This is a genomic window from Microbulbifer sp. MLAF003 (assembly GCF_030012965.1).
In the GTDB taxonomy this organism is placed as follows: domain Bacteria; phylum Pseudomonadota; class Gammaproteobacteria; order Pseudomonadales; family Cellvibrionaceae; genus Microbulbifer; species Microbulbifer variabilis.
The window spans coordinates 1,907,450-1,919,677 of the sequence record NZ_CP120232.1; the positions used below are offsets into that span (position 1 = coordinate 1,907,450).

At 43.7% G+C, this 12,228-nt stretch carries 19 protein-coding genes; all 19 read left to right on the forward strand.

Annotated features, from left to right (window positions below; translation table 11 throughout):
• Positions 1 to 44 precede the first annotated feature (44 nt).
• The 19 genes from P3339_RS09205 to P3339_RS09295 all read left to right on the forward strand — a co-directional run bounded on the left by P3339_RS09205 (position 45) and on the right by P3339_RS09295 (position 12,190).
• Positions 45 to 473 (forward strand): hypothetical protein, encoded by a 429-nt coding sequence (locus tag P3339_RS09205; RefSeq protein ID WP_282953153.1) that lies wholly within the window; start codon positions 45 to 47, stop codon positions 471 to 473.
• A gap of 156 nt (positions 474 to 629) precedes the next feature.
• Positions 630 to 1,109: a hypothetical protein gene (locus tag P3339_RS09210; RefSeq protein ID WP_282953154.1), complete on the forward strand. Its 480-nt coding sequence runs from the start codon at positions 630 to 632 to the stop codon at positions 1,107 to 1,109.
• A gap of 70 nt (positions 1,110 to 1,179) precedes the next feature.
• A complete protein-coding gene (locus P3339_RS09215; protein ID WP_157533275.1) occupies positions 1,180 to 1,437 on the forward strand; it encodes a hypothetical protein in 258 nt (85 codons plus the stop codon).
• Between the two features lie 106 nt (positions 1,438 to 1,543).
• On the forward strand, positions 1,544 to 1,906 hold the full coding sequence (locus P3339_RS09220; RefSeq protein WP_020411195.1) for a hypothetical protein: 363 nt from the start codon (positions 1,544 to 1,546) through the stop codon (positions 1,904 to 1,906).
• 94 nt (positions 1,907 to 2,000) lie between these two features.
• Positions 2,001 to 2,558, forward strand: a complete 558-nt coding sequence (locus P3339_RS09225) for an alpha-ketoglutarate-dependent dioxygenase AlkB (protein WP_282953155.1) — start codon at positions 2,001 to 2,003, stop codon at positions 2,556 to 2,558.
• Positions 2,559 to 2,637: 79 nt separating this feature from the next.
• Positions 2,638 to 3,108, forward strand: coding sequence for an SMI1/KNR4 family protein (locus P3339_RS09230; protein WP_020411197.1), 471 nt, complete (start codon positions 2,638 to 2,640; stop codon positions 3,106 to 3,108).
• Positions 3,109 to 3,204: 96 nt separating this feature from the next.
• The gene (locus tag P3339_RS09235; RefSeq protein ID WP_169337086.1) at positions 3,205 to 3,804 is read left to right on the forward strand and encodes a DUF6630 family protein; all 600 of its coding nucleotides are present in this window, start codon (positions 3,205 to 3,207) and stop codon (positions 3,802 to 3,804) included.
• A gap of 137 nt (positions 3,805 to 3,941) precedes the next feature.
• A complete protein-coding gene (locus tag P3339_RS09240) occupies positions 3,942 to 4,379 on the forward strand; it encodes a DUF695 domain-containing protein (protein ID WP_282953156.1) in 438 nt (145 codons plus the stop codon).
• Between the two features lie 128 nt (positions 4,380 to 4,507).
• Positions 4,508 to 4,915 carry a hypothetical protein gene (locus P3339_RS09245; RefSeq protein WP_282953157.1) on the forward strand — a complete coding sequence of 136 codons (408 nt, stop codon included), beginning with the start codon at positions 4,508 to 4,510 and terminating at the stop codon, positions 4,913 to 4,915.
• 88 nt (positions 4,916 to 5,003) lie between these two features.
• A complete protein-coding gene (locus tag P3339_RS09250) occupies positions 5,004 to 5,378 on the forward strand; it encodes a hypothetical protein (RefSeq protein WP_282953158.1) in 375 nt (124 codons plus the stop codon).
• 106 nt (positions 5,379 to 5,484) lie between these two features.
• Positions 5,485 to 5,754 carry a hypothetical protein gene (locus P3339_RS09255; protein WP_282953159.1) on the forward strand — a complete coding sequence of 90 codons (270 nt, stop codon included), beginning with the start codon at positions 5,485 to 5,487 and terminating at the stop codon, positions 5,752 to 5,754.
• A gap of 337 nt (positions 5,755 to 6,091) precedes the next feature.
• Positions 6,092 to 6,571 (forward strand): hypothetical protein, encoded by a 480-nt coding sequence (locus P3339_RS09260; RefSeq protein ID WP_282953160.1) that lies wholly within the window; start codon positions 6,092 to 6,094, stop codon positions 6,569 to 6,571.
• Between the two features lie 107 nt (positions 6,572 to 6,678).
• Positions 6,679 to 6,975 (forward strand): hypothetical protein, encoded by a 297-nt coding sequence (locus P3339_RS09265; RefSeq protein WP_282953161.1) that lies wholly within the window; start codon positions 6,679 to 6,681, stop codon positions 6,973 to 6,975.
• Positions 6,976 to 7,611: 636 nt separating this feature from the next.
• Complete coding sequence (locus P3339_RS09270; protein ID WP_282953162.1) at positions 7,612 to 8,340, forward strand: hypothetical protein; 729 nt, start codon at positions 7,612 to 7,614, stop codon at positions 8,338 to 8,340.
• Positions 8,341 to 8,355: 15 nt separating this feature from the next.
• The gene (locus P3339_RS09275; RefSeq protein WP_282953163.1) at positions 8,356 to 8,739 is read left to right on the forward strand and encodes a hypothetical protein; all 384 of its coding nucleotides are present in this window, start codon (positions 8,356 to 8,358) and stop codon (positions 8,737 to 8,739) included.
• 360 nt (positions 8,740 to 9,099) lie between these two features.
• On the forward strand, positions 9,100 to 9,969 hold the full coding sequence (locus tag P3339_RS09280; protein WP_282953164.1) for a hypothetical protein: 870 nt from the start codon (positions 9,100 to 9,102) through the stop codon (positions 9,967 to 9,969).
• A 473-nt stretch (positions 9,970 to 10,442) separates the two neighbouring features.
• Entirely contained in the window at positions 10,443 to 10,814 is a 372-nt protein-coding gene (locus tag P3339_RS09285) for a DUF2057 domain-containing protein (protein WP_282953165.1), read from the forward strand.
• A gap of 105 nt (positions 10,815 to 10,919) precedes the next feature.
• Positions 10,920 to 11,189, forward strand: coding sequence for a hypothetical protein (locus tag P3339_RS09290; RefSeq protein ID WP_282953166.1), 270 nt, complete (start codon positions 10,920 to 10,922; stop codon positions 11,187 to 11,189).
• A gap of 536 nt (positions 11,190 to 11,725) precedes the next feature.
• Positions 11,726 to 12,190 carry a hypothetical protein gene (locus P3339_RS09295; RefSeq protein WP_282953167.1) on the forward strand — a complete coding sequence of 155 codons (465 nt, stop codon included), beginning with the start codon at positions 11,726 to 11,728 and terminating at the stop codon, positions 12,188 to 12,190.
• Positions 12,191 to 12,228 lie beyond the last annotated feature (38 nt).

Here is a 12,228-nt window from a genome sequence, read left to right on the forward strand (position 1 = left end):
CAAGTTGCTCACCTGTGCGGCGGGCGTTAAGTGCCTATAGAGATATGAGCAAATCAATAGTAATACTTGGTGCCGTGACGGTATTTCTAGTTTTGGCATTCAGTGTTGTCAACATTCAGCAAGGCGGCAGAAATCTTGATCAGATTCTAATGGAAGTATCTGCTTCTGCTGAAATGGATGCTCAAAAAGAGATGGAGTTAGGGCAGTTTGATTTTCTGGCTGAAGCTTATGGCTTTGGCGATGGCGGTAGAAGAGTTCCGGGTATAGGATTTGAAAAATACAATAAATGTCTAAAGCAAGTGGCCTCACTAAGGATTTACCTTCGTTCGGGTGATGTCACATGGGAAAAAACAGAGTTAGAAAATCTTAAAGAGCTCACCGAAGTGCCAAAGTCCACCCACACTTATGCCGCCTCGTTCAATCTGAGGAAGTTCAAGTGGCTTACGGAAAGTGGGGTGATTCAATGCACTTAACAATCACAGGCAGTGAAGCTCCGGCCCTTCGGGCCTACGCGGGACGTCTTACTTTATACACGTTTTGCGCGGTCGCTTCGCTCCCAGTTTCGCGTAAAACGTGTATAAAGTAAGCCGCCCTTGCTGTGGGCGTTATGAGTTTTCCACTGGAAAGTAATGATACAAGAAATTGAACTTACATTTAGTTTAGGTGAGTATGGATGGAGCGATTTCCGTATCTGGACCAAAGAAGAACATATAGAGATTGGAATGACGCACATCTTTAACAATCCTCTCGAAGAAATGTTCTCTGCTTTTACAGAACTACTTAAGGGTATTAAATCTACATATATAATGTGGCTCGATGAGCCAGGTGCCTATCGCTGGGAAATAACTCGTGACGAAGAACAGCATCACATCCTTGATATTAGCATCACCGAAACAGCATCGATGAGCGAATGGAAGGAATCAGATAGGGTAATGTCTGAAATCGAGTTTACCGTGAAGCAGCAACAGCTTATGGCCTGCATCTACGGAGAGGCTATTAAGCTTCGTGAACTCATGAAAATGAAGACTTACAAAATAGATCGAAACGAACAATATCCAGCGAGAGCGCTCAATGAGTTTTTACAGGCTTATGAAGCGAGGTACTCATAACAAGGCAATGCAGCGGACTGCTGCGCAGTCTCGCTGATTGCGGCGTTAAGTGTCAAATCATATGGAATACTTGAATAAAGATGATATTTTCGAACTAATAGACTCCTTGAGTAGTGATGTTGTTAGCTTTGATAGAGTGCGTCCACATAATAAAGGTGAAATTAGAAAATCAGCCTCAATGGATAGAAGAGAGCTTAAAGAGTTTATCGCTGAGGCTATTGAAGAGGAGCATCAACCTGGTGGTGATATTGAAATATTTATTCCATCAATCAATAAAATTTTAGTTGGGCAACATGACGGGGTTTATTGGCTTGAAAGCAACACTTAACAAGTTGCTGAAGTGCACTCCAGCCGCAAAAGGCGCGGCTTCCGCGAGACAGCCAAACCTTTGGTTTGTCTGCCCCTTAGCAAAGCGTTATGTTTAAGGAGTACTAATGAAGTTATTGATTATTGTCTCTATTGTTTTTGCTCTTACAGGTTGTGTAATGGGGGCACCCAAGCTGACTCCAGATCAAGCAGCAAGAGTGGATCAAATAGAGATTCTTAAGGAAGGCCAAGTTCCTGATAAAGAATATACCACCATAGATGATATTAGCGCTGCTGACTGTTCAGGTGCTCCTTATGGAGGTCGAGTTTGGGGTGACGCAGAAAAAGCAATTGAAACTCTAAAGGCAAAAGCTGCATCGTTAGATGCTGATGCGATCATAAACACAAGTTGTTCTGCGGCCCCATTCGTTAATAACTGCTGGGCTGCAAAGCTTTGTTCGGGTCAAGCAGTAAAGTGGTCAAAAACATAACAAATCGCAGCACAATCGCCACTTCGTGGCTGGACAGTCAAGCCTACGGTTTGTCTGCCTGTGTGCTAAGCGTTATACATTTTACGAAAATAATATGATTCACGGTTTAACACACATAGAAGAGTTTATCTCCAAAGAAGAAGAGCAATTTCTACTAGATTCTTTGGATAATGAAGTATGGCTTACGAGTTTAAAGCGACGAGTGCAGCACTATGGATATCGATACGACTATAAGGCTAGGTTCGTTGATAGCTCTCTTTATCTCGGGGCACTCCCTGAGTGGTCTGCCAAAATTCTATCTCGCTTACATGCCAAAGAGTTTATTTCAGAAACCTTTGACCAGCTTATCGTCAATGAATACGAGCCAGGTCAAGGAATATCAGCACATATTGATTGTGTGCCATGTTTCAAGGAAACAATTGTTTCTCTAAGTATTGGATCACAAGCAGAAATGGTATTTGGCAATAAACAGGTCGAGAAGCAAACCATTTTGTTAAATCCAAGATCGGTAGTAATACTCCAAAAAGATGCTCGGTATAAATGGACGCACAGTATTCCAAATAGAAAAAGTGACTTAATAAACGGGCAGAGAGTTCAAAGGTCGCGCAGAGTTTCTTTGACGTTTAGACAAGTAATCAAAAAAAATGTATAACAAGGCACTCAAGTTGATGCCAAAAGATCCGCTTTTAGCACAACTTAGTGCGGCGTTATGATTTTAAAAGAAATGAACAATGATTAAGAAAATTTTCGAGCAACTAGATTCTTCCTTTAAAGAAAATTTCAAGGATGTTTTTGATTCTCTTCAGCCGGGAGCATCCGAAGAAGATCTAAAAGAGCTTCAAGAGAAATGCTTCAAAGGTAAAGATTTGCCACCTGATTTGGAACTTCTTTACAAATGGCACAATGGCCAAACTGGATATGGCTCACTGAATCAAAATGATAATCGGACATTTCTACCGATTGACGAAGTTATTGATGCATGGGAATTTTTAAATGGTTCTATGACAGATATACAGGGGCCAATGTCAAAATCCTGGATTCCAATTGCTTACAATGGTGGTGGAGACTACTTGGTCTATGAATCAGAAGGCGAAAATGCCGGAATGGTAATTGCTTACTGGCACGACGATGACAGTCGTAAAATAGAGTATCGTGGGCTTCAAGAATGGCTCACAGCAGCATTAGAGGCATCAAGATCATAACAAGCGCATGTTGTACGCCGCTATCGCGGCCGGACGGCTTACGCTACGCTCCAGCCGCCGCAAAAACGAACGTTACATTTACAAAGAGGTACAACCTTGAAACTACTCCTAATCATTTGCTTATGCTTAGCATCTTTTGCTGTCTATGCCAGCATGAAGAAGACTGACAAACCAACACACCCATTAAGTAGGTTGGTATCATTAGTTTCTAAGTCTAGTGAGAAGGCAAGTAACGATATAAATCTGTATTTAAATTCACCTGAATCTTTCCTTGAGGAATATGAGTTCGAACTCAGAGAAAGAGACATCGAATCAGTAGATGACATGTCTGATTCCGTCATTGTGGTAGAAATTTTAATGAAAAATAAATTTCTTATATACGTAGATGGCGCTCATGAACCAGATGATGCATTGTTACAATTAAACACCCTTTCTAAGGAAAAGCTACAGACAGCAGACTCATACAATGAAATCATGGATTTCTATAGATCAAGTAACTATGGTATTGCAACTTTCTTACAGGATGGTGAATGGCCCTCTTTGTTTAAATGTGCTAACGAAGCAGGTTTTAAGCTTCTTGCTATTGATGAAGATTCTGATTCCTTGCCATTAATCCTTGTGCCAATTGAGAAATCCGAAGAACTTCTGAATGTGTTTAAAGAGGCAAAGCTTAAAACCTATTTTTCAAGTAAATAAATGTAACAAGGCCAAGCAGCATCGCCCCTCCGGGGCTGGACCTCGCTACGCTCGGCCGCTGCTGGCGGCGTTATATTCCCTAGAGAGGGTCGCAGAAGTTGAAAATCTTTAGCACATTTTTAATATGGTTGATATTTATGTCTAGTGCAGTTGCTGAAAATATATATTTCACTGCAACCGGTGAGCAAGAAGGGAAGCCTGTTATTTACAGGAATATGCAAAGTGTCCCTAAGGGGGAAAAGGAAACAGATTTCCCTACTTTGATAAACATATATTGGCCATTTGAAAAGAAAGAAAATAATGGCATGCCTGATCGAAATACGAACAAAAAACAAATCGTCTTTGAAGATGCAATAGCACCCTTAGACGTAAATGGTGTGTCACATTTAATGATGGTTGTTACTGGCAATGGACGCAAAGAATGGATTTGGTACGTTAGAGACTCCGATGAATGGATGGAAAAACTTAACGAACTTTTAGTGGGACACGACGTATATCCGATACAAATTGAAATGGAAAATGATCCTGAATGGTCTACCTACTATAACTTTGTTTCTGACGTTAAAGTAAAATAACAAGTTGCTGTACGCGGACACATACTGCTACGTTCGTTTTTGTGTCTGTCGCTGCGCTCCATTTTTACACAAAAACGTTCCCAGCAGTATGTGCCGGTGAGCAAAGCGTTACACGGTAAGGAGAATTAGTGCTTAATCGAAAGTTAGTTGTAGTATTTTTTGTATTAATGCCATGCCTAGTGCTTGTTTTTTTGCCGATATACTCTGTTGTGAGTGGGTACTTGAATCCAAGTTTAGAGCACGTAGAGAGAGCAAGAAATTACCTTCCAAACTCTAAACTGTTTCAGATCGGATTTGGTTCTGGCAGCTACTCCTGTATCAATGGAGAATGTGATTACAGTAATACCTATGATCAGAAACAATTTATAAGTGTTTCTAGCGCCAGTAAAATTGTTACAATTCGCAGGTCATATGAAGGTGAATGGACAGAATCTGTGGAAGAAACCAATCTAAAGTTAGGGCTTTCACTTTTAGCTATTTATACGCTAGCAATATTTGGTTTGGGATTTTCACTAAGAGAGCTAAGGCGTGTGTAACAAGCCGCAGCAATCGCTCCCGCTGGTCGCTGGGACAGCCAAAGTGCTGCGCTTATTTGTCTGCCCCTGTGCGGGGCGTTAACTGCCCATGTACTCGGAAATCGCAGAAGCATTTCAGTTATCTGAGAACAGCGCCATCTCGGAAGACTATATCTGCTCCCACCCCGACCCGATGAGTGATATATCAGACTTAGAGCCGCTCCAATACATGCCCTCTTACATGGCCTGGTGTGTCCAGAATAGAGACATAGATGGTAACCTCATATGTATGTACACCATCAATGCGCTCGCGGAGTTCGGGCGCTGCAAGAGCCCTGAATTGCCACATTTAGCTTTCAAGTTTCGTTGCAGTCACGAGCAAAAACAGACCGTGATTGGCTTTCTCAAATGGAGTCTTGCCAATTTACCACTAGAGGACAAGGAGCAAATAGGCCGTGCCATTAAGCAATGGTCAGGCAGTTAACAAGTCAAGGCTGCAAGGGCGCTTCGCGCCGGGACGCGCTACCGCGCGCCCCAGCTTGAAGCGTTGTGCATCTTAGAGAATTCAAGTGAATACATCAGAGATACAAGTGAAGAAGAAATTTCCTAAGGAAATCGCAATTGCGTTGGCTATAGTCGGTGTACTAGTTTCACTTACACCAATTGCCATTGTTCAAAATGAGCAAGCAGTTTTACCTGCAATATTTGGCCTTGTAATGAACTTCACTCTTATACCTTCCATTTTCCTATTGTTTGGTATTATCCAGAAGTTACGCGATAGGCAGTTCAATTTGTGGAGTGCGTACTACCTTGGGCTTTTTGTTGCCATAATTTTGGCGGGACGGAAGCTGGTGGTGTAGCGGCCATGCATAACAATGCCGGGCAATTTACTCCGGGCCTTCGGCCCTCCGTGGGACAGCTTATCCTGTGCACGTTTTGCGCAGGTCGCCTCACTCTCATTTTTGCACAAATCGTACGCAGAGTAAGCTGCCCCTGCCGGCGGCGTTATATTTAAAGTGAACCATCATGATATCGAGTAAAGATTTAAGTAGATTAAGTGATATAGATGATTTAAGAAGGTTACTAAAATCGCTAGCGACGCTAGATCTAATTATGTCTCCTGAATGGGAATCTAGATATTACTCGTTTAACTCCAAATGGGATGAACACGAGCAAATGGGTTCCATGAGAAATGGGATGGGTGACGAATTTTTTGTTTGGTTCAACAAGGCTGGATGCTTCATTAAAGGGTTCGATCATGAAAGTGAAATGTCTTCATGGTCTACAGAAGATCAATCACCATGGCCGAATATATATAAGGGAGTTCCAAGTCAGTTAAGCGCTGCGCTAAAAGAGCCCGCTTTTTCAACTGAAAATGTCTCATTTGCTTTTTGGCGCTTGAATAGTGATCCGAGCTGGAGTCGAGGGGATTTCGATCTACCCAAATCCGAAGATCCTGATGGTTCCGAATACTTATTGGAAATACTTGATAGAAAGCCTAGAACTTACCAAGACTTCGCTGAAAAGTACTATGAAGAAGATATTCCTTTGGCACCTATCCGCGATATCTACGCACATGCACCCATTACTGCCAAAACCCTTGAATATTTAAACCCTGATATTACCATCCAAGATATTGCAGAGGAGTTAGCGGAAATTGGCTACCCTGAAAGTTAAATATAACAAGCCAAGCCAGCAGGACTTATTTTGCTGTCGCTTCGCTCCAAATCGCAAAATAAGCCTCTGCTTGGGGCGTTATGTTCTAAATTGGTAATAATTAAGCTATGAAATATAAACCACTATTTGTTTGCATAGTATTCTTGTCAGGATGCGACGGTGCTATCGACAAATTCTTGGACAAGAGCTCAGATACGTTCAATGCATCTTACAAGGAGTCTTTTGTTGAGGCTTGTGTAAAGCCTGAAAATACCGACGAAAAGGGACGAGTATGCTCATGTCTAGCAGATGATTTGATTGATAACCATTCACCTAGAGAGCTTATAGATCAAGAGAGGGTTGAAAAATACATTGAAGAGGTCGCTATTCAAAAATGTATAGGCGAGCGCGAGGTTGAAACATAACAAGGCCGGGCAATTTACTCCGGGCCTTCGGCCCTCCGCGGGACATCTTACCTTGTGCACGTTTTGCGCGGGTCGCTTCGCTCCTATTTTCGCGCAAACCGCGCACAAGGTAAGCTGCCCCTGCTGGCGGCGTTATGTGATAGAGCCATGAAGAGAGAAAAATCGATAATTGTAGCAGTGGTACTTCTACCGCTAATCTTAGTTCTTTTTCTATGTATCAAAAGCTTTGAAAATTGAAATACATTTTCAGCTAATGGTGAGATTCAGAACTCGTACGTTACTTGGGCATCCGAAATTCAGTCGGGGAAATACACAAACGTGCAGATTGCAGAGAAATTTAAATCGCTTGCAGAAGCTGAGAAGAAAATATCAATTGGAGCTGAGTTGATTCAGTCAAGTTACTATTTCTGGAGTTTCGTGTTTGTGGGAATTGCAGTCCTTCAGCTCTTGGTCCTCTTTCGAGCGTTGGGCGCACATAACAATCACGGGCAGTGATGCTCCGGCCCTTCAGGCCTCCGCGGGACGGCTTACCTTATGCACGTTTTACGCAGGTCGCTTTGCTGGGTGGTGCGCCGGCCCCCTCCGGAGCATCACCAGCTTTGTTGTTGAGCGAAGACGACGAGCCTTGGAATCAGGGTGTGCTGGCTTTTAAATAATTCTTTAGATGATGGCAGTACCGCAAAAATCACAATTGCCGCGCATTCGGTGCAGTTTGGTTTCGGCATTGTTAATTACAACAGTGGCAGTATCACTGGTTTGTCCTTCAGCACTAAATATTATGTGTACTGTGATGATCCAGGCACTCAGGGCGGCGCTGTTACCTATTACGCGACCACGAACATTTACCAGCTGGCTGCCAGCACCTGGCGCCGAGGTATAGGCACCATTACAACCCCGAGCAATGGAGGTGGAACCACAGTCCCTAGAGATCCCTGGTGCGTTGCCGCAGGCAGTTGGCTGCGCGAAGGTTTGCTAGCGGACAACTGCGAAAGCGGAGACCTGATCGACTGCTGGGATACCGGCGACGAGGAAACCCATCTAAGCCTCATTACTGGCGCAGTAGATACAGAGTCAGAAATACCCTGTGTATTGCTCACCACAACAAGCGGTGCCCAAGTAATTTGCAGCCGTGAAACCCCTGTCACCGACAGTGCAGGCCAAGTATACGAGGCGCAGCACTGTCAGGACGTTGAGCTGGGTGTACTGCATGAAGAAGAGCCGCTCACCTGGGAGCGTGTCGAGCGGGTCGAATGCGCCGGCCTGCGTACCGTGTACAAGGTCTCTGTTGGTGGCAAGAGCTATGCTGCCGGTATCGATCCCCAGCACCGCATCATCACCCATAACGGCGTACATAAATCTGATTAAGCAAAGGAGTAGATAATGCCCAGCTTTTCCCCGATAACAGTGCCAGGCCTGGAGGCCTGGCAGTTCGCCTACACCATCGACGACGGCCACAGTGCCGGAACTATTGTACGCGCAACGGTAACCCAGACCACGGAGCCTACCAACAACGAAGCTCAGGCTGCTGCAGTACTTAAATGCTCTATTGCCGTAATCGACAACCAAAACACAGTACAAACAGATGGTGCCGGCGATCTAATGTCCAGTGTTTATGTCACCACCAAGACACTGCAGACCGATGCAGGTCAGCCGGTAAACGTTGCTGATCACGCTGCTGATTTAGTAGCGAGTTGTATTGTCGAAGTGGCCAACCGTCTGGCTGTGCATAGCTCTATTGCGGCGATGGCGATTCCGAGCGGATGATTAAAAGTATTGTTTTACTAGGGATACGGGTAGCAATTTGGCCGAGGTGGTTACGCAATTTTAACTCGCGTTAAAAAGTTTTTATTGGGATAACCAGATTAATTAGCAGTGTTGTCTTTAGTTTTTTATCTGGTACGGTTAAAGAGGAAAAAATTTTGGATAGGTATGACAGGGTGAAATACAATGCTTCCGACAGTTTTAGCCCAGTAAATCTATAAAGGTATTTTCGTGGATTGGAGCTATCAAGACATATGGAAAATATAGGTTGTCAAGGAACAGGTCTCGCTTTATCAGCATTTGGTCCTAAAAAACTGTCTGAAATATTGTCGTATCTCATACTATATGTAATGGATTGTAATTTTGAAAAAACTAAATAAAAACAGTTCTCTGCAAAGGGCTGTGTTGAAAAATTCTATCGCTGGCTTCACTCTAATCTGCACATCGACATTAGCTCAGGCTGATACGATCAGTAAAAAAATAGACCTGGGTGAGCCGTTCCCCTTTAGGATGGAAAATGAGGTTGAATATAAGATAAATGTAGATGTTGGCTATCAATTTGATACCATTAGTAAAATTTGTATCAATGCCGAGGTTGATAATGGAACTGCTACCGCACTATCTTATTTAGCGAAAGATGAATCTGCAGATCCATTTTTGGTTATTACTCCGCAATTGTTGGGGTTGTATAAGACCTTCGAACTTCCAACATCTGAAAATCCTAACCCTGTTCCACAGTTGCAAAAAAGCATCAATATTTGTCAGGGAGAAGATAGTATCTTGGCAAAGAGCTTTCTCGATGGAGAAGGTGGATTTACATACAATGTGTCCGGTGGTTATATAGACTTCTGGGACATTGAGCTGGTTGTTGAGGGTGATGTTTCCGACATTCGGTTGGCGATTGAGATTGACGAACCTGCCGAGTTCTCAGTTCCTACCTATGGGGGAAGAGTCAATTATGACGCAAGTATTCGTAATTTAGACTCTACACAATCTTTGGTGACACTCGAACAATGGAGTGTACTTAAATTTCCCAACGGTGATAACTATCCCATCCATAAATCAAGGGATGTGGTATTAAATTATTCTGAAGCGAAGGATTACACTCGAAATTATCTAAACATACCTGCTTGGTTTGAGGCTGGAGATTACGAGCTGACTTGGTATGTGACTGACCCAAATACCGGGGTTCGGGTGAAAGACAGCCTGTCTTTCACAAAAAGTGCTGACTAAAGTATAGATTTTTACAGGCTGGGATGCTCTTGTGTCCCAGTTGCCCTATTTAGGTTGTATAAGTAGAGAATTGCCTAGCTGTGCATAGCTCTATTGCGGCGATGGCGATACCGAGTGGGTGATACTGGCTGTGGTTTTCAGTAGTGGAGTGGACGTATCGCCGGTGCGAAAGCCCGAATTATAGAGCCATGGCTGACATCTACAGAAATTCCCCCTAACTTATTGATTTAATTATGGGTAAAATGTGTTCAAGAGTGGGAGGTCGAGCCAGGCGACTTGAGCCGATGGCTCACTATTTCTGGTTGTTATTTAGACAATGGTTTACAACCTGCTGTAAATAAAGGCTTTTTTGCGGAGCTTGGAGGCTCCCTCCCAGAAATAGTGGCCAAATGGATAGTGAGCCACTGGCTCTTTAATAAACTGTTATGTGTAATCGATAAGGTGGTGAGGCCCTAGTAATGAGAAGAGTAATATTGTTAACAGTATTTCTAGCGGCATGTGCTACGACTCCAGAGATGTATCAACCGAATTTAAATAAAGCGGTCTTGGTTGCCCAAAATGATGCGTGGGGAAAGTCATTTATTCCACTAGAAACCCAAGCCAATACACGGATTGAAGCAATTGATGGTGAGAAGGTATCGGATTTCTTCAATAGTACAAAAAATATTTCCATTGATCCTGGAGAACATAAGGTAGTGGTTTCTTGCTATCTACGAAGGGGAGGACTTCATCAAAAAGCGGAGCACGAGTTCATCCAAACTTTCAAGAAAGGCATAGTGTACGTTTTTGCGGGTAAGCTCGGTAAGGGCGCAGAATGTGAAGTTGATATTGAGCAACGTACATAACAATTACAATCAGGTTGCTACGGGCCTTTGGCCCTTCGCGGGACGGCCTACGCTGCGCTCCAGCCGCCCCTGTTGTAGCCATCATGTGAACTCACCTCGGAATATATGACTGAGATAGAAATAGAGCTATTAGAGAATTTATTTGATTCTTTAGACAAGCTGTTCGATAGAAAGTGTACGGTCTTTGACTTGACGTCAGAATTACAGGCCACACAATCAAGATTAGGGCTGAACCCACCTATAGACTTAAATCCATACTTAGAAAAGCTAAACAAGCTAATAAAAAGTGAGGAGTCTGAAGAAGCTAAACGCAACGAAGCCCTTGCTATTACTAATAAGTTGCGGGAGCAATTGAACGATCTACTACCTATTTAACGCACACATAACAAGGCGATCAAGACGGACCTATTTTTCGTCGCTTCAAATGTGTGCTTTAATAGCACACATTCAAACCAACAAAAAATAAGCCGCTTATCACGGCGTTATGTGGCTATCAGATCAAAGCGGAAATGAATATTAGAAATTTTGTTGCGTTAGTTCTTGTTGTCTCTGGATCAATATTATTGGGTGGCGCCTTGTGGTCTTTAGCGGGTATATATACTTGCCCAGAGGGCACACCGGATTGTGAGGGATGGGCTATTTGGGGTGGCTATGTACTAGGTCCAACAAGCTTCGGGCTTCTAGTTGGTGGAGTAGCTCTGTATAAAAGGTATAGCGCTTGGTTCCAGCTTGTTGCAGCCCTTGGGTTAGCATGGGGCGTGTATTGGGGGTTTGTGTGAAACCGCATAACAATCACAGGCAGGTTGCTCCGGCCCTTCAGGCCTGCGCGGGACGGCCTACGCTAGGCTTCGGCCGCCCCTGCTATGGGCGTTAGGAGCATTATGTACCGAAGCTTCATAGGATTGCTTTTTTTGTTTGTTATTTCAGGATGCCTATCGCATGAAGAGAGGGAATATCAAGCTTATATTCGCGAGTATAACCGTATAATCGCTAATCCAGCTCCAAGCACTTGGAAGCTTGACACACCTTGGTCGCTTGTACTGCTGGATGAATCGTCCAAGATAGTTGAGACGATGCAAGTTGAATTTACTTCATTGGCTGCGAAAACTTGTACCTCCGGCGACTGGAGACGGCTACGTGTCATAGAGGCAAACTCTGAGGTTCAAGCAATAGCTAATTCTGGCTTCATCCCTGAGCCGGCGTATACATTGACGGGTAGCTACTTGGTAATCGATTTAAACGCAAACATATGTGATGCAGGCAATGAATTACGAGGGGAAATCACGGAGCTTGGTATATCTGGTACTCGCCAGACGGTACACATGTTTGGTGGAGAAAAGCTCGGTAGATTTGTCGGGATCCGCGTTGGCTCCTAACAAACGGCAGCACGGCGAGCGCTTTTCCGCAGCTGCGC